The sequence below is a fragment of the Massilia sp. Leaf139 genome (assembly GCF_001424165.1).
GTDB lineage: Bacteria > Pseudomonadota > Gammaproteobacteria > Burkholderiales > Burkholderiaceae_D > Telluria.
Map to the genome: position 1 here is coordinate 731,742 of NZ_LMOJ01000001.1, position 21,102 is coordinate 752,843.

A 21,102-nucleotide genomic window follows, 5' to 3' on the forward strand; every position below is an offset into this window, starting at 1 on the left:
AAATGAAACACGACGCGCACACGACGGTGTCGCCAGCCCTCCTGTGGGAGGAGGCCGCGCGCCTGACCGAAGCGGGCGAGCTGCGGCGCCTGTCGACGGCCTTCGCCCGCTTCGTCGATTCGCTGGGGCCGGTCGCGCCGCCGGTGCTGCTGGCGGCGCTGCTGCTGTCCGAGCTCGAAGGGTGCGGCCACAGCTGCCTGCAGATGGCCGACCTGGCGCACGATCCGGCCGGCCTGCTCGGCTGGACGAAGGAGCAATGGCAGGGCCTGGCCGGCACGGTGGCGCCGCTCCCTAAAAACGCGAAGGCCTGGGCCGCGCAGCTGGCCGCCTGCGAGCAGGTCTGGCAGGTCGAAACATTCGACTTCGGCGCGCCGCTGGTCTTCGACAGCGAGCGCCTCTACCTGCGCCGCTACTGGCGCGACGAGACCCTGGTCGCCGACAGCATCCGCGCCCGCGCGCTGGCGGCGCGGCCGGTGGAATCGCACCAGGTGCGCACCTGGCTCGAATTGCTGTTCGCTTCGCAGCGTGCCCAGGAAAAGCCGGACTGGCAAAAGCTCGCCTGCGCGGTGGCGCTGCGCGGCTCGGTGGCGATCATCACGGGCGGCCCCGGCACCGGCAAGACCTACACGGTGGCGCGCCTGCTGGCGCTGCTGTTCGCGGTGGCGCCGGACGCCGAGCGCCAGCGCATCGCCCTGGCCGCGCCGACCGGCAAGGCCGCCGCGCGCCTGAAGCAGTCGATCGACAAGGCCCTGACCGACCTCGCCGAACGGGTGGGCGAGGCGCTGCCGCTGCGCGAACTGACCGCCCGCATGGGCGCTGCGCGCACCCTGCACAGTTTATTGGGCGCGCGCCCCGACAGCCGCGCCTTTGCCCACCATGCGGGCAACCCGCTCGACGTGGACGTGCTGATCGTCGACGAAGCCTCGATGGTGCACCTGGAGATGATGGCCAGCCTGCTGGCGGCGCTGCCGGCCGGCGCCACGCTGATCCTGCTGGGCGACAAGGATCAGCTGGCATCGGTCGAGGCGGGCGCGGTGCTGGGCGACCTCTGCCACGACGCCCAGGCCGGCGGCTACAGCCAGGCCACGGCGGACTACGTGCGCGAGGCGAGCGGCGAGGAGCTGCCGTCCGAATACCTGGGCGCGGCCGGCCCGCTGGCCCAGCAGACCGTCATGCTGCGCCACAGCCGCCGCTTCGGCGGCCCGATCGGCCAGCTGGCGCTGGCCGTCAACGCCGGCGATGCGACTGCGGCCGAGGCCGTGCTGCGCGGCGGCGGCGAGGGTGTGCTGCGCTGGATCGAGGGCGCGCACCAGCACCAGGTGGTCAGTCTGGCGCTGGCCGGCTACCAGCCCTACCTGGAACTGCTGCGCGCGGGGCCGGACGGGGGGCACGAGGACTGGGTGCGCGCGGTGCTGCAGCGCTTCGAGGCCTTCCGCATCCTGTGCGCCGTGCGCGAAGGGGAGTGGGGCGTGGGCGGCCTGAACACGGCCATCGAAGCCAGCCTGCAGACGGCGGGCCTCCTGCGCCGCGCCGGCGAATGGTATGTCGGGCGCCCGGTGATGGTGACCCGCAACGACTACGGCACCCGCGTCTTCAACGGCGACATCGGCCTGACCCTGGCCGACCCGGCCCGTCCCGGCTCGCTGCGCGTCTACTTCCTCGAAGGCGACGAGGTGCGCAGCGTGCTGGCTACGCGCCTGCGCAGCGTCGAGACGGCGTTCGCGATGACGGTGCATAAATCGCAGGGCTCGGAGTTCCGCCACACGGTGCTGGTGCTGCCCGAGGACCGCCACGGCATCCTCACGCGCGAGCTCGTTTATACGGGGATCACCCGCGCCAGCGCGGAGTTCACGCTGGTGACGCCGAATGCCGCCGTGCTGGCCGAAGCGGTGGCGCGGCGCACGCATCGGGCAAGTGGGTTGAGGCACTTGATCGAGCGGTAATGGGCGTTGTCGTGTGCCGTCACCGTTCGGGCGCCGGAACGCGTGGGCACAGGGTGCCCACCTACGTTACGCACCGGCCAATGGCTGCGATATCGCCGCGTGCCAACCACCAAGCATTCGATCTTGCCCGCGGTAGACGTTTACCGTAGGGTGGGCACCCCGTGCCCACGCGTTCCGCCGCTAGCGCAGCCAAGAACAAGGCCACGAGCCCGCATGCAAATCCAGGGGCCGTGCGCCGCCGCGATTCACCCCTCCAAGCCCTTGCGCACCAGCTCATCCACCAGCTGGTTCATATCGACGCCGCGCTCCATGGCCAGCGCCTGCAGCTGCGCCACCAGCTCCCCATTGAGCTTCACCGCAAACGGCACCAGCCCCAGCGCCCGATCGCGCTCGCGCTGTTCGCGCTTGTCGACCGGCGCGGCGGCGGCGCCGCCAAAGCTGGCGTTGCGGGCGCTCATCTGGTTCATGATCTTCTTGGCGTCGCTCTTGGCAAGGTCGGTCTTCTTCATCGCTGGCTTTCAAAGTGTGGTCGAGCCGCATTCTACCTGCGTTGCGGCGCCTACAGCGCCCGGGCCTTCCATGGCACGTCATGCGCCGGTAAGCGGCCCGCCGCAGGAAAACAAAAAACCGCCCTTGAGGCGGTTTTTTATTATCTGTCCACCGCACGGAGCGGCGGACGAACCAAACAAGATCAGTTGCGGCGCTTGCGCACCACGACGACCTTCTTCTTGGTCGGCACGACCTTGGCCTTGGCGCGCACGCCGGTCTTTACCTTGACGATGCGGCCGCTGGCGGCCTTGATCACCGGGGCGCGGCTGCTGGCCTTGATGCGCGGCGAGCGGCTGCCGGCCTTCATGACCTTCGCGGTGCGCGCCGCCTTGGCGATGCGCACCACCGGCGCTTCTTCGCCGGCGATGTGGCGGCGCACGTTCAGGGCGTCGAGGATGCGCGCCGACGAGGCGCCGGCGTTGAGCAGCACCATGGTCGCGTTCTTGCCGGCGGCCTTGATGCTCATGATCAGGCAGCGGCCCGCTTCGCGGGTGTAGCCGGTCTTCGACAGGCCGATGTCCCAGCCCTTGGCGCCGACCAGGCGGTTGGTGTTGCGGTACTCGATGCCGCGGCCGTTGATGTTGATGATGTTCTTGGCGTCTGTGGTCTGCTCGCTGATTTCCGGATAGGCCGCGGCAGCACGCGCCATCTTGACCAGATCCGGGCCGTTCGAGCGGTTGTTCGGCGACAGGCCGGTCGGCTCTTCGATCACGGTGTTGTGCATGCCCAGCGCGGCGATCTTGCGGCGCACGGCGGCCTTGAAAGCGAGGAAGCCGCCCGGATAGGTGCGTGCCAGCGAGGCGGCGGCGCGGTTGTCCGAGGACATCAGCGCCAGCTGCAGCACGTCGCGGCGCGGAATGCTGGCGCCAACCGGCACGCGCGAGCTGCTGTGCTTCAAGGTATCGACGTCGCTGCGGTCGATCTCGATCAGCTCGTTCATGTCCTGCTTGGCGTCGAGGATGACCATGGCGGTCATCAGCTTGGTCAGCGAAGCGATCGGCATCACCGCATCGGCGTTCTTTTCCAGCAAAATCTTGCCGGTATCATCTTCGACCACCAGCACCGATTGCGAACCGAAGGGCACCGCGAGTGCGGCAGCAGACGAGATCGACAACAGGACGGCGGCGAACAGTTTTTTCATCATGGGTGTCAGGTCAGGTGTCAAAGTTGAAGGGCAAGGCACCGGTAGGGCGCCGCGTGTTTACTTGCTCTAGGGCACACCAAAGAACGAAGGTTAGCACTCGCATTTCCGCATGTCTATGGCGCACAGGAAAAAACGAACACAACTGTGGAATTTCGTAACAAAAAGGCCCTGCGTTGTAGCAGGGCCTTTGTATTCAAGCAATTACATTGCTTTTTTGCGAAACAGCGCGAACTCAGCAGTTAGCTCGGCGACGGCATTCGATCCTTATTTCGACTGGTAGATCTTGTCGAATTCGCCACCGTCGTCGAAGTGGACTTTCTGGGCATTGCGCCAGCCGCCGAACAGTTCGTCGACCGAGAACAGCGAGATCGGTTTGTAGTTGCCCGCAAACTTCTTCATCACCGCTTCGTTACGCACGCGCATGAAGTGCTTCGCCCCGATTTCCTGGCCTGCCGGGGTGTACAGGAAGTTCAGGTAGGCGGTTGCCTGCTTGCGCACGCCGCGGCGGTCGACCACCTTGTCGACCACGGCCACCGGCGACTCGGCCAGGATAGAGACGGTCGGATACACCACCTCGAAATTGTCGCCGAACTCGGCGCGCACCATGCTTACTTCATTCTCGAAGGTGACCAGCGCGTCGCCGATCTGGCGCTGGGTGAAGGTCGTGGTCGCCGCGCGGCCGCCGGCGTCCAGGATCGGCACGTTCTTGAAGATGCGGCCCACCAGGTCGCGCGCCTGCGCTTCCGTGCCTTTCTTCTTCAGCACCGAGCCCCAGGCCGCCAGGTAGGTGTAGCGGCCGTTGCCCGCGGTCTTCGGGTTCGGGATGATGACTTGCACGCCCGGCTTGGCCAGGTCGTCCCAATTCTTGATGCCCTTCGGATTACCCTTGCGTACCAGGAACACCATGGTCGAGTAGTAGGGCGCCGCGTTGTTCGGGAACTTCTTGGCCCAGTCCTTCGTCACCAGACCGCGGTCGGCCAGCATGTCGATGTCGTTGGCCTGGTTCATCGTCACCACCGACGCTTCCAGGCCGTCGGCCACGGCGCGCGCCTGCTTGCTCGAGCCGCCGTGCGACTGCTTGATCGTCACAGTTTCGCCGGCGCTTTTCTTCCAGCTCTCGATGAAGGCCGGGTTAACGTCCTTGTACAATTCGCGCGCCACATCGTAGGAGACGTTGAGCAACTCGGGCGTGGCGGCGCTTGCCGACAGAGGCAGGGCGGCGCCGACGGCCAGCGCCAGCATGAGGCGGCGCAGGGAATTGAAGTGCGTGCTGGGCATATTGTTCTCGCTTTTTAAATACAATGGAAACATCGTGCATGTTCCATTTATTCACGGGAAAACGGAAGAATACTTTCGTCATATGCTTAGAAGCGGCATGAGGTATGCATGGCCTCCGGCAAGCTCTGCGGCTTTCGGTGTATAGTCCGCACATTCGCCGGCGCCGCCAAAAGCGTGCCGTCGTGCAATAGAAACAGTCATTACGGATCACTGGGTAAGAAGTTCATGGGTATCGACATTCGCAAAGCAGCACCGGCCGACGCCGTTTCCGCCTGCAATCTGCTGCGCCGCTCGATCGAGGAGGTATGCGCCCCCGATCACCGCGGCCGCCCCGAGATCCTCGACAGTTGGCTGTCCAACAAGACCCCGGACACCGTCGCCGCCTGGTTCGCGTCCCCGACCAACTACGCCATCGTCGCCGAGCGCGACGGGAAACTGCTGGGCTTGGCGCTCCTGACCCAGGCCGGCAAGCTGGCCCTGTGCTATGTCGAGCCGGGCGCCCTGCGCGTCGGCGTCGGCCGCGCCCTGATCACGGCGGTCGAGGAACAGGCGCGCGCCTGGAACATCCGCAAGCTGCATCTGCACAGCCCGGAAAGCTCGGCCCAGTTCTACGAGCGCCACGGCTATGCGAACGCGGGCCTGGAAAAATCCTGCTTCGGTCTCGAATGCAGCCTGATGTGGAAGCAGCTCGATGCCGATGCGCAGTCGGAAGCCAAGCGCAAACGCTTTTGCAACTGCGCCGAATAAGCAACAGAACACGTCTTCTGTCGCGCAACCCGTTCAGTTATAGTACGGGCTTCGCAAAGATGAGTGTTTTATGCCTTCCCGTAGAGATTTCCTCCAGCATGGCATGCGCCTGTCCGCCCTCGGCGTACTTGCCCCGACCCTGGTGAGTGAGGCAGCCGCCGCGCCGCAAGCCGCACCCGCCGACCTGACTCCGCCCCCCGACCTGTTCGACGCCCAGTTGCTCGACCTCGATTTCTGGGTCAAGCCGCGCACCCTGTCCGTGACGCGCCCGCAAAGCGGCGAGCGCGCGAAGGTGCTGTACTGGAAAGACGGCGAGATGATCGATTCCGCCTACGAGCAGCTGTGCCACCTGCTGCGCGACGTGAACGGCCGCGCCACCATGGCGATCGACCCCAAGCTGCTGGAAATGCTGTGGGGCACGCAGGCCTTCATCGCCCGCTACGGCATGGAGCAGCCGCTCGAGATCCTGTCGGGCTACCGCACGCCCGCCTCGAACGCGCGTCTGCAGGAGCAGGGCATCCCGGCGGCGCGCAAGTCGCTGCACATGGAAGGCAAGGCGGCCGACATCCGCATCGCCAGCCTGAACGAGGAAGTCCTCGGTGGCCTGATCCGCAGCTTCCGCCAGGGCGGCGTCGGCTATTACTACCGCTCCGGGCCGAAAGGCGGCTGGATTCACGCCGACACCGGGTTGAACCGCACCTGGAAAGGCTAAGCCCCTCGGCAGCATCCCTGACGTCGTTGTCAGGCGCCCCGATGCGCGCGTTTTTGCTATCGTGAGATCTGCACTGGCAATGTCCCCATTGCCGGCATTGGATCTCGACTGAACTCTCGACGGAGGACGCGATGGCAACGATGAACGCACCCACCATGGATCGCCGCACCGGCCCCGAGCGCCGCAGCAACGTGCGCGAAGGCGGCCGCTCGGCCATGTCGGCCCTCGACTATCTGGCGATGGCGCTCCTGATCATCGGCGGCCTGAATTGGGCGCTGGTCGGCCTGTTCGAGGTCGACATGGTCGCCACCATCTTCGGCCCGGGCAGCCCGGCCACCCGCCTGATCTACGTGCTGGTCGGCCTGGCCGCGCTGTATTCGATCTACACCACGGCGAAGATGGCTGGGGCGAAGCGCCATCGCTAAGGCGGCCGCCGGCAAGCCACTGCGCGTCGGCCTGATTTCCGACACGCATGGGCTGCTGCGTCCCGAGGCGCTCGACTTCCTCGCCGGCTGCGACCGCATCGTCCACGGCGGCGACATCGGCAACCCGGCCATCCTCGAACGCCTGGCGGCCATCGCGCCGCTGACGGTCGTGCGCGGCAACAACGACCGCGAGGCCTGGGCGCGATCCATTCCCATCAGCGCCACGTTGAGCTTCGGCCCGGTGGTGCTGCACGCGATCCACGACATCAAGGAACTCGACATAGCCCCGGCCGCCGCCGGGGTGCGCGTCGTCGTCTCGGGCCACTCGCACAAGCCCTCCTGCGTCGAGCGCGGCGGCGTCCTCTACATCAATCCGGGCAGCGCCGGGCGGCGCCGTTTCAGCCTGCCGATCTCGGCGGCCGAACTGATCGTCGACGGGCAAAGCGTACGTCCGCGCATCGTCACCCTGGTCGAAGCTTGAGGCCGCACGCCCGCTTCGCCCCTCAACACGGGCGCCCTGAAATGCCGTAGGATGCTCGTTTTGCCGCCCAATCTTTTCGCCGATGACCGCAACACCCGATACGCCGCCACGCTTCCGTCCCCGTCCCTGGATCCACCTCGAAACGCCGCAAGACGTCGAACTCTGGATCGCGGAGCACGACCAGGCCATGCAGGAGCTGATCAAGCCCCAGGAAACCGGTTACGGCATCTGTTTCACGCTGGCCGAAGGCGGCAACATCTACATGCAGACGGCCGAGGACGCGGTCGTGCTCGACGTCGACGACGACGCGGCCTGGATCGCGCCCCTGATCGTGGCCGCCACCGGCGCCGAGATCCCGCGCGGCGCCTACTGGCTGCTGCCGGCCGACCGCCTGGTGCAGCTGATCATCGGCCTGTCGAGCCTGGTCGCGAGCACGACCCTGGTGGTCGGCCACCGCTTCGGCTCGCGCGGCCGGATGCGCATCGGCTGAGTATCCTCGCCCGACGGCGGGCTTTTCGGTTATAAAAGCGACATACGCTTTTTAACGGAGAGCAATCCAGATGCGCATGCGTTCACCTTCCGCGCGCCGCCGCGTCCTTCGCGCCGGCGCGATTCTGCCGGTTCTGCCGGTTCTGCTGGCCCTGGGCTGCGCCGGGCCATCCAGCGCCGCCGACCTGCTCGATACCGCCAAGGCACGCGGCACCCTGCGCATCGCGATGGAAGGCACCTATCCGCCGTTTAACTTCAAGCAGGCCCGGAGCGGGCAACTGGCCGGCTACGACGTCGACGTCGCCAGGGCGGTGGCCGCGAAGCTCGGCCTGAAACCCGAATTCGTCACCACCGAGTGGGCGGCGATCCTGGCGGGACTGGCTGCCGGCAAGTACGACGTCATCGTCAGCCAGGTCGGCATCACGGCGAAACGCGAACAGGCCTTCAACTTTTCCCAGCCATATACCTATTCGTTCCCCCAGCTCATCGTGCGCCGCAACGACGGCGCGGCGTATGCGCGCATGGAAGACCTGAAGGGCAGGACGGTCGGCGTGGGGCAGGGCAGCGTGTTCGAGCAGCAGGCCAAGGCAGTCCCCGGCATCGCCGTGAAGAGCTATCCGGCCGCGCCCGAAAACCTGCAGGATCTCGCCTTCGGGCGCATCGACGCGGCCCTCAACGACAGCCTGATGGTGGGCTACCTGCTCAAGCATTCGCAGCTGCCGATCAAGGCCGGCGCCCGCGTCGGCGCGCCCGAACGCATGGGCATCCCCTTCCGCAAGGGCAGTCCGAAGTTCAAGGCGGCCGTCGATGGGGCGCTCGCCGACCTGCAGGCCGACGGCAGCCTGAAAGCGATGTCCCTGAAATGGTTCGGCACCGACGCCTCGCGTCCGGCGCCCTGAACGATGGAGCTGTTCGCGCTGCTGCGCGAGGCGGCGCCGGTGCTGCTGCAGGGCGCCGGCTATACGCTGGTGTTCGCGCTGGCGGCGATGGTCGGCGGTCTGGCGCTCGGACTGCCGGTGGCGCTGATGCGCATTGCGCCGGTGCGGTGGCTGCGCTGGCCGGCGGCGTTGTATGTGAGCCTGATGCGCGGCACACCGCTGCTGGTGCAGATCTTCGTGATTTACTATGGCCTGCCCGGCGTCGGCATCGAGTTCACGCCGGTCACGGCCGGGGTGCTGGCGCTGTCGCTCAACAGCGGCGCCTACCTGTCGGAGAGCCTGCGCGGCGCCATCGGCAGCGTGCGCCAGGATCAGTGGCGCGCCGCCTTCAGCCTTGGCCTCGGCTACGGCCAGACCCTGGCCCACGTGGTGCTGCCGCAGGCGCTGCGGGTGGCGGTGCCGTCGATGAGCAATACCCTCATCAGCCTGATCAAGGATACCTCGCTGGTGTCGGTGATCACCGTGACCGAGCTGATGCTGGCGACGAAAGAGGTGATCGCGACCACCTTCCAGCCGCTGCCGCTCTACCTGGCCGCGGCCGCGATCTACTGGCTGCTCAGCCTCGGGTTCGAGGGGCTGCAGCGCCTGGCCGAGCGGCGCCTGAACCGGGCCCACGGGACGGCGCGCTAGCACGCATGCACGGCGAGTCGCCGTGGGCGAGAAAAAAGGGCCGAAGAAAAGGCGCCGGCCGAAAGAGCGGCGCCTTCTATTATTTAGAAGTGGTGCGTGACGCCCACCGAATAAGTCCGGGTCTCGATCCCCGTCTGCGGGAAGGTGGAGCCGGCCTGGAAGGGCAGGGCCACGCTATTGAGGATGATGGTCGAAGCGCCGAAGTTGCGCACCGAGCCGGCGCGCGCGTACAGGGCGGTGCGGCGCGACAGCTCGTAGTCGACGCCCAGCATCAGGCCCAGGGCGGAGGACTCGACCGCCGCGCCCAGGGAATTGCGTGCGCCTTCGGTATCGCGGTGCACCAGCGAGGCGCGCCAGGACAGGCGATCCTGGTTCAGGATCGCGCCTAGCGTCGCCAGCTGCGCTTCGCCGCCATTGTCCAGCTGCGGGCTGATGCGGGCATAGGAGGCCGACAGCACGACGCGGCCGCTGTCGTAGATGCCGCCGATCGCCGGAATGTCGGTGCGCACGGCTTGCGCCGGCTGGCCGGCGGCGACCGTCACCGGGCTGCTCCAGGTTTGCGTCAGGCTGGCCGCCAGGTAGAAGCGGCCGTCGGTGAACGAGACCACGCCGCCGCGCGTGCCGGTCTTCGGCTCGCGCGTGCCGTAGGGATTGCTGGCATAGATGGCCTGTGCGGCGACGCCCATCACGCGTGGGGTGGCATAGGTGATCGACTTCGGCACGCGCACTGGAATCGTGCCGGCGCCCGGCCCGAGATCGGTATTCGCACCGACCCCGCGCGGGCCCTGCATGGCGCCGCCTCCGACCCAGGTATAGACCGAATTGGTCTGCACCAGCATGAAGGGGTCGACGAAGAGCGGCAGCATGGCGTTGATCTGGTTACCGAAGCGCAGCGTGCCGAGGGTGCTCGAACGCAGGCCGACCCAGGATTCGCGGTTGAACAGGGCGCTGGCCTGCTGGGCGCCGGTGTCGGCATGGATGCCCGCTTCCAGCTTCGCTTCCGCCTTCAGGCCATTGCCCAGGTCTTCGGAAGCATAGAAACCGAGTTTGGAGCTGTAGTTGCCGCCGCTTTGCTGCTGCCAGCTGCCCTGTGCCTTGTCGGCGCGCGCATACATGGCGCCCAGGTCGAGCGTGCCGTAGATGCGCACGCTGTCGCCGCCGCCGCTGTATTCGGGCAGCTGGGACAAGCGGTTCATCAGGTAGGACTGGGTGTCGGCGTGGGCGGAGGTAGCAAAAGCGGTGGCAAGCAGGGCGCAGAGCAGGGTGGAACGTGGCATGTGGTTTTGGCGAGAATGCGATGCGCGATTATTACATGTAGGAAATCTCTTACGGAATGCTGGGCAGTCGTATGGGTATCTTTTAGTTGCCCAAAAACAACAAGTGTTTAATCGAACCTGGCGGCGTTGTGTGTTTCGGCTATCGAATGTCGAACGGCCGTGGAGTCGGGACTCCACCCTACGAATGGCAAGCGATGTAGGGTGGAGTCCCGACTCCGTTTCGTGCCGATGAACAGAGCCCGAAAAAAACGGGCGCTAGCGGCGCCCGTTTCAACTCTTACATATTCGGATAATTCGGCCCGCCGCCGCCTTCCGGCGTCACCCACACGATGTTCTGCGTCGGATCCTTGATGTCGCAGGTCTTGCAGTGCACGCAGTTCTGCGCGTTGATCTGCAGGCGATCCTGGCCGGCGTCCGTCTTCACGTACTCGTACACGCCCGCCGGACAGTAACGCTGCTCGGGGCCGGCGTATTTCGCCAGGTTGACCTCGACCGGGATGCTGGCGTCCTTCAGCGTCAGGTGTACCGGCTGGTCTTCGGCGTGGTTAGTGTTCGAGATGAACACCGACGACAGCCGGTCGAAGGTCAGCTTGCCGTCCGGCTTCGGATAGACGATCGGCTTGAAGTCCGAGGCCGGGCGCAGGCATTCATGGTCGGCGTGCTTGTGGCGCAGCGTCCATGGCGCCTTGCCGCGGAAGACCATCTGGTCGACGCCGGTCATGAAGGTGCCCAGGTACAGGCCGCGGCTCATCCATGGCTTGAAGTTGCGCGCGCGGTGCAGCTCGTCGTACAGCCAGGATTTCTCGAAGGCGAGCGGGTAGGCGGTCAGCTCGTCGTGCTGGCGGCTCGCGCCCAGGGCCTCGAAGGCCGCTTCGGCGGCCAGCATGCCGGTCTTGATCGCGCCGTGGCTGCCCTTGATGCGGCTGGTGTTGAGGAAGCCGGCGTCGCAGCCGATCAGGGCGCCGCCCGGGAACACGGTCTTCGGCAAGGATTGCAGGCCGCCCGCCGTGATGGCGCGCGCGCCGTAGGAGAGGCGCTTGCCGCCTTCGAAGAACTTGCGGATTTCCGGGTGCGTTTTATAACGCTGGAATTCCTCATAGGGCGAGAGATACGGATTCTGGTAGGACAGGCCGACCACGAAGCCGACAGCGACCTGGTTGTTTTCCAGGTGGTAGAGGAAGGAGCCGCCGTAGGTGTCCTTGTCGAGCGGCCAGCCGGCCGTGTGGATCACCAGGCCCGGCTTGTGCAGCGCCGGGTCGATTTCCCACAGTTCCTTGATGCCGATGCCGTAGGTCTGCGGATCCTTGCCTCGGTTCAGGTCGTACTTGGCCATCAGCTGCTTGCCGAGGTGGCCGCGCGAGCCTTCGGCGAAGAAGGTGTATTTCGCGTGCAGTTCCATGCCGAGCTGGAAGGCGTCGGTCGGATTGCCTTCGCGGTCCACGCCCATGTTGCCGGTGGCGACACCCTTGACCGAGCCATCCTCGTTGTACAGGATCTCGGCCGCCGGGAAGCCCGGGAAGACTTCGACGCCTAGGGCTTCGGCCTGCTGGCCGAGCCAGCGCACGAGATTCGCCAGCGAGATGATGTAGTTGCCGTGGTTGGTCAGCATCTTCGGCACCATGAAGTTCGGCGTGGCCATGGCCTTGGTCTCGGTCAGGAACAGGACGCGGTCTTCGGTGACTTCGGTATTCAGTGGCGCGCCCAGTTCCTTCCAGTTCGGGAACAGTTCGTTCAGGGCGATCGGATCCATGACCGCGCCCGACAGGATATGGGCGCCGACTTCGCCGCCTTTTTCGAGCACGCAGACCGACACTTCCTGGCCTTTTTCAGCGGCCAGCTGCTTCAGGCGGATGGCCGCCGACAGGCCGGCCGGGCCGCCGCCGACGATCACGACGTCGTACTCCATTGCTTCGCGCGGGCCGTATTGTTCGAGGATGTTGGTTGCGTCTGTCATGGTCTTGGTATGGTTAAAAAAATTTAAGCACGAGTGTGCGGGTTTTCCGGCTTGAATGCAACTTCGGAGGCCGTTTTTGGGCTGTTTAGGCCGATTATTAGACTCGGCAATCTAATCGCTGCAATCTGTGACATCATTATGCCTTCGACATCACCCGTGCCGGAGCACGACAGGACAGGAGCGAACGTGGGCATCGAAGTAAATTTTGAAGGGAAGATCGCCATGGTCACCGGCGCCTCGAGCGGACTCGGTGCACGCTTCGCGAAAGCGCTGGCCGGCGCCGGCGCCCAGGTCGTGCTGGCCTCGCGCCGCACCGAGCGCCTGAAGGAATTGCGCGCCGAGATCGAAGCCGACGGCGGCGCCGCCCACGTCGTCAACCTCGACGTCACCGACATGGCCAGCATCAAGTCGGCGATCGCCCACGCCGAGACTGAGGCCGGCCCGATCGACATCCTGATCAACAACTCCGGCGTGCAGAGCACCCAGCGCCTGCTCGACGTGACCGAGGACGACTACCAGTACATCATGGACACCAACCTGCGCGGCGCCTTCTTCGTCGCCCAGCAGGCGGCCAAGCGCATGATCCAGCGTGCCAAGGGCGATCCGCGCAAGCAGCACCGCATCGTCAACATCGCCTCGGTGGGCGGCCTGCGCGTGCTGCCGCAGATCGGCGTCTACTGCATGAGCAAGGCCGGCGTGGTGCAGATGACCAAGGCGATGGCGGTCGAATGGGGCAAGTACGGCATCAACGTCAACGCCATCTGCCCCGGCTACATCTCGACCGAGATGAACGAGGATTATTTCGGCACCGAGCAGGGGAAAAAACTGATCGACCTGCTGCCGCGCAAGCGCCCCGGCCGGCCGGAAGACCTGGACGGCCTGCTGCTCCTGCTTGCGGCCGAGGAAGCGCATTTCATCAACGGCGCCATCATCACGGCGGACGACGGCATGACGGCGCAGTAAGCCCTGTCGTAAAATGGATAGGTGGCGCCGGCAGCGGCGCCATTTTTTTTAACTGAACAGGCAAGCGCAGAGTTTCACGCATGAGCGACAAAAAACTGATCCACACGATGCGCATGCCGGTGCGCTGGGGCGACATGGACGCGATGGGCCACGTCAACAACACCGTCTATTTCCGCTACATCGAAACGGCGCGCATCGCCTGGCTGGAACAGATCGGGGCGCTGCCCGATCCGAATGGCGTCGGGCCGGTGCTGATCAACGCGCGCTGCTCCTTTCTCAAGCAGTTGAAGTATCCGGCCGAGATCGAGGTCACCTCGTTTGCCTGCGCGCCGGGGCGATCGAGCTTCGAGGTGATGCACGAGATCCGCCTGGTGGGCGCGGACGGCCAGGCCGGCGCCCTGCATGCCGAAGGCGCGGCGAAGGTGGTGTGGGTGGATTTCGCGGCGGAGAAGTCGGTGCCCTTGCCGGATGAGGTGCGCGGGTTGCTGCCGATGGGGTGATCGCATGCATTACCTTCGTGGAGTCCCGACTTCACGGAGGGACATCGTGTGCACGCTGGGTCATACCTCATCCGCCGGATACCGCAACCCGATCTGTCCCCGGATCTCGTCCAGCACCTCCATCAGCGCCAGCGTTTCCTCATGTCGCATCAGCGGATGCTCGACCAGCCCGTTCCGCAAACATTCGCCCGCCGCGATCGCCTCGTGCGTATAGCCATTGCCGAGATACGGCGTCGCCACAACGCGCGGCGCCTGCCCATGCACCTCGACCGTGATGCTGTCGGCCAGGTGGAACATCCGATGCATGCGGATGCTGCCTTCCTCCCCAGAGACGACCAACTCGCAGCTCGAGCGCGCGCGCAGCGAACAGCTGTTGCTCGACAGCGTGCCGCCCGCGTGGCGGATGGTGAAGGCCGTCGTCGCATCGACCCCGGTCTCGCTCATGACGGCCTGGGCGCGCACGCTTTCGGCCGGCCCGAGCAGGGCGCAGGCGATCGACAACGGATAGATGCCCAGATCCAGCAGGGCGCCGCCGCCGAGTTCGCGCTTGTTCACCCGGTGCTCGGGGTCGCGCGTGGCGGCGAAGCCGAAGTCGGCCTGTACCAGCGTCACGGCGCCGATCTCGCCGGAAGCCATGATGCGCCTGACCTCGGCCAGGGCCGGCAGGAAGCGCGTCCACATCGCCTCCATCAGGAACAGGCCGCGCGAGCGCGCCAGCGCCACCATGGCGCCGGCTTCCCTGCGGTTCATGGCGAAGGGTTTCTCGCACAGGACGGCCTTGCCGCCGTTCAGAGCCAGCAGGGTGTTCTCGGCATGCAGCGGGTGCGGCGTGCCGATATAGATGATGTCGACCCCGGGCGCCGCCGCCAGCGCCTCGTAGGAACCGTAAGCAGCCTGCGCGCCCGTCTCGCGCGTAAAGGCGTCGGCGCTCGCCTGGCTGCGCGAGCCGACCGCCGCCAGCACCGCGCCCGGCGCGTGCTTCAAGCCCAGGGCAAAGGCGCGCGCGATGCCGCCGGTGCCGAGGATGCCCCACCTGACCGCACTGTCCATCAGAGTTCTCCCTTGATAGCGAGGTAGTCCTTGAGCACGCCCACGACCAGTGCGTGATCTTCCGGGCCGGGCAGGCCCGATACCGTGATCGTGCCGACCTGTCCCGTTCCCTTGACGACGACCGGAAAAGCGCCGCCATGGGCAGCATACTCCCGCGCGTCGAAGGTGGGAATGGCTTCATAGTCGCCGCCGTTCTGCACCACCTCGAGGTGGGTATAGTAGGAGCTGTGGCCGGTGCGGTTGACGAGATTGCTCTTGCGCCGGATCCAGTGGGCGTGATCGGGCGGCGCGCCGTCCATGCCGTGCGCGAACAGGGTCTGGCCGTTGCGCGCGATCTCGACGCTGACGACGGCCTTGCGCGCCCGCGCGCGTTCCACCAGTTCGAGGCCGATGTCGAGGGCCGCCTTGTTGCTGAAGCTGTCGAATTGCAGCAGCTGTTCCTGGCGCCGCACGGCGTCGAGGGGCGTGGTCGTATGGGTCATGGCGTTCGCCTGTGGCGTGAGTTCGGACAGCGCCGCCGTGAGGTAGACCAGCGGCGCGTTCCAGTTGATGGCGACCTCGTTGCTGGCATAGCTGCAGACGTGGTCGAGCCAGGACAGCGCGGGCAGGGCGCTTGGGTAGGGCGGGCACTCGGCCTTGTCCTGCTGGAAGGGCTGCGGCCCGCCCACCACCCAGCCCGGCACCGGCGCGGCCACCGTGTCGCCCTGCGAGGGGCGGTGGTGCGGATGCAAGGGCGGGTGCACGCCGAAGCCGGTGACGAAGGAGCGCCCGAAGGCATTGCGGCCGAGGACATAGTCGAGCGCCGACTGGGCCGCCGCCAGATACTCGGGCTTGCCGTTCAGGCGATGGCCCTGCACCAGCATCAGCGCCTGGTTCAGCATCACGGCATTGCTGCCCCAGACGAAGTCGGCGCCGCGCATCGGCACCCGGTAGCCCGAGCTTTTCCATTCCTGTGCCAGGCGCGCGGCCAGGCCGTCGACGCGGGCCGCGATCAGGCCGCGGTCGGCCAGCGGCGTCAGGCGCGCGCGGTGGTGCGCCAGCGAGACCCAGGCCAGTCCCCGCACGTCGTCCCAGGCCGGGTAGGTGTTCGACACCGTCTCCGGCTGCAGCGCCGTGTAGTAGCCGTCCTTGCCCGTGCTGATGTACAGCTCGGCCGCGGCCCAGGCGCGCTCGTCGTCGACCCGCGCGTCGCCGTATTCGCCGGTGACGACATCCGGCGGATTCTTGAACAGCAGGGCCGGATGCGCAGCCGCCCATTCCCAGGCGCGCTCTGCTGCCGCCAGCATTCGCGCCGCCATGCCCGGATACTGCTTCTGGTAGGGCGCCAGCACGCGGCTGGCGACCGCCATGGTGGCGGCGAAATTGAGCGCGGCCGAGGTGCTTTTCGCCACCACGTAGCGCGGCGCCTTCATTGCCTGGTGCGGCATCACCATCGCATCGAAGGTCAGGTTGGTCAGCTTGTGGTACACACCGCCATCGGCCGGATCCTGCATCGAGAGCATCCATTCCAGGTTCCACATTGCCTCGTCGACGACGTCGGGCACGCCGTTGCCGGACTCCGGGATGTTCGCCTCGAGCGCATCGAACCAGCGCGGGAAGTGTTCGTAGGCCGCCAGCAGCGTATAGGTCGAGATGGCGGAACTGGGAATGTATTTGTTGTAGTCGCCGGCGTCGTACCAGCCCTTGCTGCTGGCGATGACGGTGCCGGCCGGGCGGGCCGATGACGCTGCCGACGCGTGCACCAGCACCCGCTCGTCCGGATGGCCGGCGGGCCGGGCCCAGGCGCCCGCGTGCTTCGGCGCCAGCGCCAGCGCCGTGCGGTTGAAGTAAAAGGCCTTCAGCGCGGCCGTGCCGAGGGCGCGATAGCTGTCCGCGCCCACCGTGAACGGGGCGGACGGGGGCGCGCCCTCGGCCTTGATGCGATAGCGGCCCGGCTTGCGCAGGGCGCTGAAGTCGGCGATGCGCACGGTTTCGCCGGAGGGATCCCAGCGCTGCGGCGCGGCCAGCGCGCCGGCCAGCACGGGCTTGCCGCCGGCATCCTCGACGACTTCGAAGCGCGCGCCCGCGCTGGTTGGCACACCTGCGGGCACCACCGCCAGCTTGTGCGCGTCCGGCAGGAAGCCGATGCCGTTGACCTTGACCGACGGGTCGGTCTGCGCGCAGGCGGCGCCGGCGGCCAGGCACAGAAGCGATAGCGACAGGCGCCTCATGCCGGCACCGCCTGCGTGCACGCCACCGGCTCGCTGCCGTCGTCGTGCGGGAAGGGCGCGAACCAGGTGGCGAGGAAGGAGGGAATCGTCGCCACCATCACGAACACGAAATAGCTTACATAGCCCATCATCTCCTGCAGGTGGCCGCTGATCACGCCGGTGACCAGGCCGCACAGGCCCATCACGCCGGTGCCGAAGGCGTAGTGGGTGGTCGTGTACTTGCCCGGCGCCAGCTGCTGCATCAGGTAGATCATGAAGCCGACCGCGCCGAAGCCGAAGAAGAATTTTTCGATGACGACGCCGGCCGTGATCGCGACCAGGCTGGTGGGCAGGTAGACGCTCATCAGGAGGAAGGTCGCGTTCGGGATGTTGACCGCGCAGCAGAGGACAAAGAGCGTGGCCTTCAGCCCGCGCCGCGCCACATACAGGCCGCCGAGGAGCGATCCGAGCAGCACCGCCGCCAGGCCGTACGTGCCGTAGATCAGGCCCAGCATCTCGTTCGACAGGCCGAGGCCCCCTTTGGCCGCCGGGTCGACCATGAAGAAAGGGCCGATCTTTTCCAGGAAGCCGATACTGAGCCGGAACAGGAAGGCAAAAGCGATCATGCGCCACACGCCGGGCTTCTGGAACAGGGTGACGAAGGCGTCGACCAGGATGCGGCCGGCGCCGCGCACGTTGGCCGGCGTATCCGCCGCGCGCGCGCCTTCCGGCATGAAGCGCCAGTGCCAGGCCGCCATCAGGAGGGTAAGGGCCGCGACCAGGAAGAATATCACGCGCCAGGCCTCGATCCAGGCCGGCCCGAAGACCTTCGGGTCATGCCCAAACACCTGCGTGTGCAGGTAGCCGCTCAGGTAGACCATGCCGCCGGCGGCGACGATGGGGCCGATGTTCCAGGACAGGCTCTGGATGCCGCAGTACAGCGACTGCTTGCGGCTGTCGAGCGAGGTGACATAGACGCCGTCGCTGGCGATGTCCTGGGTCGCGCCCACAAAAGAAAGCGCGAAGAACACCGGCATCAGGATGCCCATGTAGCCCGGCAGGCCCATGGCCAGCGCGGCCCCGGCAAAGCCGAGCCCGATCAGCACCTGGGCGCACAGCACGAAGAATTTCTTGGTGCGGTACATCTCGACGAAGGGCGCGAACAGCGGCTTGACCGTATAGGCCAGGATCAGCAGGCTCGAATACTGCGCGGCGCGGCCGTTGTCCATGCCCAGGTTCTTGAACATGATGGCCGTGACGCTGGTGAGCATGACGTAGCCGAGCGCCATCGTGAAGTAGCCGGTCGGCACCCACAGGAGCGGCGAGGCCGCGGCGTCAGCGCGGCGCATGGCTGGCCTGCCCCGATTGCGTCAGGCGCGCCGCGGCCGCGCCGGCACGCACGCGGCGCGCAGGGGTGGTCTCGCGCGCCAGGTGCGCGGCCAGGATGTTGGCGGCGCCGGCCAGGGCCGGGTGCGATGCGGTGATCACCCAGGTCGGGATGCGGGCGGTGAAGGCGCTGAAGCGGCCCTTGTTCTCGAAGCGGGCACGGAAGGGCGAGGTGGCGAAATAGTCGCCCAGGCGCGGCACCACGCCGCCGCCGATATAGATGCCGCCATGGGCGCCGAGCGTGACGGCGAGATTGGCCGCCACCGTGCCCAGCATGCCGGCGAAGCAGTCGATCGCCTCGCGGCACAATGGGTCGGCGCCGGCGAGGCCGCGCGCGACGATGTCGGCTGGCGTCAGGCCCAGGTCGACCGATTCATTCCGGCTGGCGGCGATCGCCTCGCGGATCAGGGCGATGCCGGGGCCGGAGACGAAGCGTTCGGCCGAGACGTGTTCGTAGCGCTGCCAGCCGTAGCGCAGCACCGCCACTTCGCGCTCGTCCGATGGGGAAAAGGCGACGTGGCCGCCTTCGCTGTGCAGCGCGACCCAGCGGCCTTCGTCGGCGACCAGGCCCGAGACACCGAGGCCGGTGCCGGCGCCGACCAGGCCGATGGCGCAGCCGGCGCGCGCCTGGCCGCCGCCGACCTGCATCAAGTCGGCCGCCCCGAGGCTGGGCAGGGCCATCGCCAGCGCGGTGAAATCGTTCACCACCAGCAGCGTGGCCAGGCCCAGTTCGGCGCGCGCGGCCTCGATCGAGAAGGCCCAGTGGTGGTTGGTCATGCGGATGGCGTCGCCGTCGACCGGATTGGCGATGGCGATCACGGCGTGCGCCACCTGGACGCCGCAGTTGGCCAAATAGGCGTGCACCGCGTCCTGGAAGCGCGGATAGTCGGCGCAGGCCAGGGTCATGGTGGCGGCCAGCTTGCCGGGCGCCGTCTCGAGCGCAAAGCGGGCGTTGGTGCCGCCGATGTCGGCCAGCAGGCGCGGGCCGTCGGGATGAATCTGCATGTCTCCTCCTTGTATTTTTATAGAGCTGCTACGGGAACGTGTCAGCGCCGCGCCGCCAGGAAGTCGCGGTACCACAGCGCGCTGTCCTTCAAGGTGCGCTGCTGGGTCGCATAGTCGACGTGGACGATGCCGAAGCGCTTCTCGTAGCCCGAATTCCATTCGAAATTATCCAGCAGGCTCCAGAGGAAGTAGCCGCGTACGTCGACGCCGGCCGCCATCGCTTCGCGCAGCGCCGCCAGGTGGCTTTGCACGAAGGCGATGCGCGCCGCGTCGTGCACCTGGCCGCCCTCCAGCACGTCGGCGTTCGCCATGCCGTTCTCGGTGATGTAGATCGGAGGCAGATCGTACTCTTCATTGAGCTTCACGAGCAATTCCGGCAGACCTTGCGGGTAGATTTCCCAGCCCATGTCGGTCAGGCCCTGGGCGGCCGGCATCGGCACGGGCGGGGTGGCGGCGCTGCACCAGGCGCGGAAGTAGTAATTACAGCCCAGGAAATCGATCGGTTGCTGGATGATGTCGAAATCGCCGCTGCGTACCTCGGGCGCGTTGGCGCCATGCGCGCGCAGGGCCAGTTCCGGATAATGGCCCTTGAAGATCGGATCCATGAACCACTGGGTCGAGCGCGCATATTCGAAGGCGGCCAGGTCGCGGTCGGCCTGCGAATCGGTGGCCGGGTCGGCCGTCCACTGGTTCAGCACGATGCCCAGCTTGGCCGGGCTGTGCAGGCCGCGCATGGCCGTCATCGCCAGCCCGTGCGACAGGAGCAGGTGGTGCGAGACCTGGATCGACTGCTTCAGGTCGGCGACGCCGGGCGCGAACTGGGCGTTGCCGTAGCCGAGGTTGGCCGTGCACCAGGGTTCGTTGTGGGTGGCAATGGCTTCGATGCGGTCGCCGAAGCGGCGCGTCACCTCGTGCGCATAGTCGGCGAAGCGATACGCAGTGTCCCGGTTCAGCCAGCCGCCCTCGTCCTGCAGGCCTTGCGGCAGATCCCAGTGGTACAGGGTCAGGTGCGCCTTGACCTCGCGCCGCGCCAGTTCGTCGAGCAGGCGGTCGTAGAAATCGAAGCCGGCCGGGTTCCATGCGCCGCGGCCCTGGGGCTGAACGCGCGACCAGGCCATCGAGAAGCGATAGGCGTCGACGCCGAGCGAGGCGAGCAGGGCGACGTCGTCGCGGTAGCGGCGGTAGTGGTCGCAGGCGACGCTGCCGTCGCTGCCGTCCTTGATGTTGGCGCGGTCGGCACAGAAGGTGTCCCAGATCGACGGCCCCTTGCCGTCGGCCGTGGAGGCGCCTTCGATCTGGAAGGCGGAGGTGGCGACGCCCCAGGTGAAATCAGGCGGGAAATCGTTGCGGGTGTCGAATGTGGTGCGATTGTTCATGGGCGGTAGGAAGGATGCGGCATGTGAAAAATATGCCGCGGCGGGCGTCTGCAACCCGCCGCGGCG

The 21,102-nt window shown here is 66.7% G+C and carries 20 protein-coding genes; 10 read left to right on the top strand and 10 right to left on the bottom strand.

The genetic code is table 11. From position 1 onward, the window contains the following. The first annotated feature begins 2 nt into the window (after positions 1–2). On the top strand, positions 3–1,943 hold the full coding sequence (gene recD / locus ASF77_RS03305; protein WP_056334316.1) for an exodeoxyribonuclease V subunit alpha: 1,941 nt from the start codon (positions 3–5) through the stop codon (positions 1,941–1,943). A 245-nt stretch (positions 1,944–2,188) separates the two neighbouring features. Here the strand turns inward: recD and ASF77_RS03310 are convergent, their stop codons facing one another. From ASF77_RS03310 to ASF77_RS03320, 3 genes are all read right to left on the bottom strand, one after another. Next, entirely contained in the window at positions 2,189–2,452 is a 264-nt protein-coding gene (locus ASF77_RS03310; protein ID WP_056334319.1) for a hypothetical protein, read from the bottom strand. Between the two features lie 182 nt (positions 2,453–2,634). Further along, positions 2,635–3,633, bottom strand: coding sequence for a serine hydrolase (locus ASF77_RS03315; protein WP_373961564.1), 999 nt, complete (start codon positions 3,631–3,633; stop codon positions 2,635–2,637). Positions 3,634–3,900: 267 nt separating this feature from the next. Then, a complete protein-coding gene (locus tag ASF77_RS03320) occupies positions 3,901–4,914 on the bottom strand; it encodes a sulfate ABC transporter substrate-binding protein (RefSeq protein ID WP_056334327.1) in 1,014 nt (337 codons plus the stop codon). Positions 4,915–5,139: 225 nt separating this feature from the next. On the opposite strand from ASF77_RS03320, the gene ASF77_RS03325 reads away from it, so the two are divergent. From ASF77_RS03325 to ASF77_RS03355, 7 genes are all read left to right on the top strand, one after another. After that, positions 5,140–5,661, top strand: a complete 522-nt coding sequence (locus tag ASF77_RS03325; RefSeq protein WP_056334330.1) for a GNAT family N-acetyltransferase — start codon at positions 5,140–5,142, stop codon at positions 5,659–5,661. 70 nt (positions 5,662–5,731) lie between these two features. Further along, positions 5,732–6,373: a DUF882 domain-containing protein gene (locus ASF77_RS03330; RefSeq protein ID WP_056334332.1), complete on the top strand. Its 642-nt coding sequence runs from the start codon at positions 5,732–5,734 to the stop codon at positions 6,371–6,373. Positions 6,374–6,504: 131 nt separating this feature from the next. Next, positions 6,505–6,798, top strand: a complete 294-nt coding sequence (locus tag ASF77_RS03335) for a DUF378 domain-containing protein (protein ID WP_082493527.1) — start codon at positions 6,505–6,507, stop codon at positions 6,796–6,798. A gap of 19 nt (positions 6,799–6,817) precedes the next feature. Further along, a complete protein-coding gene (locus tag ASF77_RS03340) occupies positions 6,818–7,279 on the top strand; it encodes a metallophosphoesterase family protein (protein ID WP_056334335.1) in 462 nt (153 codons plus the stop codon). 82 nt (positions 7,280–7,361) lie between these two features. Beyond that, the gene (locus ASF77_RS03345; RefSeq protein ID WP_056334338.1) at positions 7,362–7,769 is read left to right on the top strand and encodes a hypothetical protein; all 408 of its coding nucleotides are present in this window, start codon (positions 7,362–7,364) and stop codon (positions 7,767–7,769) included. 76 nt (positions 7,770–7,845) lie between these two features. Then, a complete protein-coding gene (locus tag ASF77_RS03350; protein WP_082493603.1) occupies positions 7,846–8,667 on the top strand; it encodes a transporter substrate-binding domain-containing protein in 822 nt (273 codons plus the stop codon). 3 nt (positions 8,668–8,670) lie between these two features. Continuing rightward, positions 8,671–9,336: an amino acid ABC transporter permease gene (locus tag ASF77_RS03355; protein ID WP_056334342.1), complete on the top strand. Its 666-nt coding sequence runs from the start codon at positions 8,671–8,673 to the stop codon at positions 9,334–9,336. An 83-nt stretch (positions 9,337–9,419) separates the two neighbouring features. On the opposite strand, the gene ASF77_RS03360 is transcribed toward ASF77_RS03355, so the two are convergent. Both ASF77_RS03360 and ASF77_RS03365 read right to left on the bottom strand, forming a co-directional pair. Continuing rightward, positions 9,420–10,613, bottom strand: coding sequence for a porin (locus ASF77_RS03360; RefSeq protein ID WP_056334345.1), 1,194 nt, complete (start codon positions 10,611–10,613; stop codon positions 9,420–9,422). A gap of 277 nt (positions 10,614–10,890) precedes the next feature. After that, positions 10,891–12,567 carry an electron transfer flavoprotein-ubiquinone oxidoreductase gene (locus ASF77_RS03365; protein ID WP_200934122.1) on the bottom strand — a complete coding sequence of 559 codons (1,677 nt, stop codon included), beginning with the start codon at positions 12,565–12,567 and terminating at the stop codon, positions 10,891–10,893. Between the two features lie 186 nt (positions 12,568–12,753). On the opposite strand from ASF77_RS03365, the gene ASF77_RS03370 reads away from it, so the two are divergent. Together ASF77_RS03370 and ASF77_RS03375 are read left to right on the top strand one after the other, a co-directional pair. Next, a complete protein-coding gene (locus ASF77_RS03370; RefSeq protein WP_056334349.1) occupies positions 12,754–13,530 on the top strand; it encodes an SDR family oxidoreductase in 777 nt (258 codons plus the stop codon). An 80-nt stretch (positions 13,531–13,610) separates the two neighbouring features. After that, complete coding sequence (locus ASF77_RS03375; RefSeq protein WP_056334352.1) at positions 13,611–14,030, top strand: thioesterase family protein; 420 nt, start codon at positions 13,611–13,613, stop codon at positions 14,028–14,030. Between the two features lie 60 nt (positions 14,031–14,090). On the opposite strand, the gene ASF77_RS03380 is transcribed toward ASF77_RS03375, so the two are convergent. The 5 genes from ASF77_RS03380 to ASF77_RS03400 are packed head-to-tail and all read right to left on the bottom strand — an operon-like array spanning position 14,091 to position 21,036. Then, the gene (locus ASF77_RS03380) at positions 14,091–15,080 is read right to left on the bottom strand and encodes a Gfo/Idh/MocA family protein (protein WP_056334355.1); all 990 of its coding nucleotides are present in this window, start codon (positions 15,078–15,080) and stop codon (positions 14,091–14,093) included. After that, entirely contained in the window at positions 15,080–17,290 is a 2,211-nt protein-coding gene (locus ASF77_RS03385; protein ID WP_056334358.1) for a heme-degrading domain-containing protein, read from the bottom strand. The genes ASF77_RS03380 and ASF77_RS03385 overlap by 1 nt, the downstream gene beginning before the upstream one ends. Further along, positions 17,287–18,618: an MFS transporter gene (locus tag ASF77_RS03390; protein WP_056334362.1), complete on the bottom strand. Its 1,332-nt coding sequence runs from the start codon at positions 18,616–18,618 to the stop codon at positions 17,287–17,289. The genes ASF77_RS03385 and ASF77_RS03390 overlap by 4 nt, the downstream gene beginning before the upstream one ends. Beyond that, positions 18,605–19,660: a glucokinase gene (locus ASF77_RS03395; protein WP_056334366.1), complete on the bottom strand. Its 1,056-nt coding sequence runs from the start codon at positions 19,658–19,660 to the stop codon at positions 18,605–18,607. The genes ASF77_RS03390 and ASF77_RS03395 overlap by 14 nt, the downstream gene beginning before the upstream one ends. A gap of 41 nt (positions 19,661–19,701) precedes the next feature. Beyond that, positions 19,702–21,036: a GH1 family beta-glucosidase gene (locus ASF77_RS03400; protein ID WP_056334369.1), complete on the bottom strand. Its 1,335-nt coding sequence runs from the start codon at positions 21,034–21,036 to the stop codon at positions 19,702–19,704. Between the last annotated feature and the right edge of the window lie 66 nt (positions 21,037–21,102).

Coding starts and splice junctions, on each gene's coding strand:
- recD (WP_056334316.1), top strand. CDS start 3: ATGAAACACGACGCGCACACGACGGTGTCGCCAGCCCTCCTGTGGGAG.
- ASF77_RS03310 (WP_056334319.1), bottom strand. CDS start 2,452: ATGAAGAAGACCGACCTTGCCAAGAGCGACGCCAAGAAGATCATGAAC.
- ASF77_RS03315 (WP_373961564.1), bottom strand. CDS start 3,633: ATGAAAAAACTGTTCGCCGCCGTCCTGTTGTCGATCTCGTCTGCTGCC.
- ASF77_RS03320 (WP_056334327.1), bottom strand. CDS start 4,914: ATGCCCAGCACGCACTTCAATTCCCTGCGCCGCCTCATGCTGGCGCTG.
- ASF77_RS03325 (WP_056334330.1), top strand. CDS start 5,140: ATGGGTATCGACATTCGCAAAGCAGCACCGGCCGACGCCGTTTCCGCC.
- ASF77_RS03330 (WP_056334332.1), top strand. CDS start 5,732: ATGCCTTCCCGTAGAGATTTCCTCCAGCATGGCATGCGCCTGTCCGCC.
- ASF77_RS03335 (WP_082493527.1), top strand. CDS start 6,505: ATGGCAACGATGAACGCACCCACCATGGATCGCCGCACCGGCCCCGAG.
- ASF77_RS03345 (WP_056334338.1), top strand. CDS start 7,362: ATGACCGCAACACCCGATACGCCGCCACGCTTCCGTCCCCGTCCCTGG.
- ASF77_RS03350 (WP_082493603.1), top strand. CDS start 7,846: ATGCGTTCACCTTCCGCGCGCCGCCGCGTCCTTCGCGCCGGCGCGATT.
- ASF77_RS03355 (WP_056334342.1), top strand. CDS start 8,671: ATGGAGCTGTTCGCGCTGCTGCGCGAGGCGGCGCCGGTGCTGCTGCAG.
- ASF77_RS03360 (WP_056334345.1), bottom strand. CDS start 10,613: ATGCCACGTTCCACCCTGCTCTGCGCCCTGCTTGCCACCGCTTTTGCT.
- ASF77_RS03365 (WP_200934122.1), bottom strand. CDS start 12,567: ATGACAGACGCAACCAACATCCTCGAACAATACGGCCCGCGCGAAGCA.
- ASF77_RS03375 (WP_056334352.1), top strand. CDS start 13,611: ATGAGCGACAAAAAACTGATCCACACGATGCGCATGCCGGTGCGCTGG.
- ASF77_RS03380 (WP_056334355.1), bottom strand. CDS start 15,080: ATGGACAGTGCGGTCAGGTGGGGCATCCTCGGCACCGGCGGCATCGCG.
- ASF77_RS03385 (WP_056334358.1), bottom strand. CDS start 17,290: ATGAGGCGCCTGTCGCTATCGCTTCTGTGCCTGGCCGCCGGCGCCGCC.
- ASF77_RS03390 (WP_056334362.1), bottom strand. CDS start 18,618: ATGCGCCGCGCTGACGCCGCGGCCTCGCCGCTCCTGTGGGTGCCGACC.
- ASF77_RS03395 (WP_056334366.1), bottom strand. CDS start 19,660: ATGCAGATTCATCCCGACGGCCCGCGCCTGCTGGCCGACATCGGCGGC.
- ASF77_RS03400 (WP_056334369.1), bottom strand. CDS start 21,036: ATGAACAATCGCACCACATTCGACACCCGCAACGATTTCCCGCCTGAT.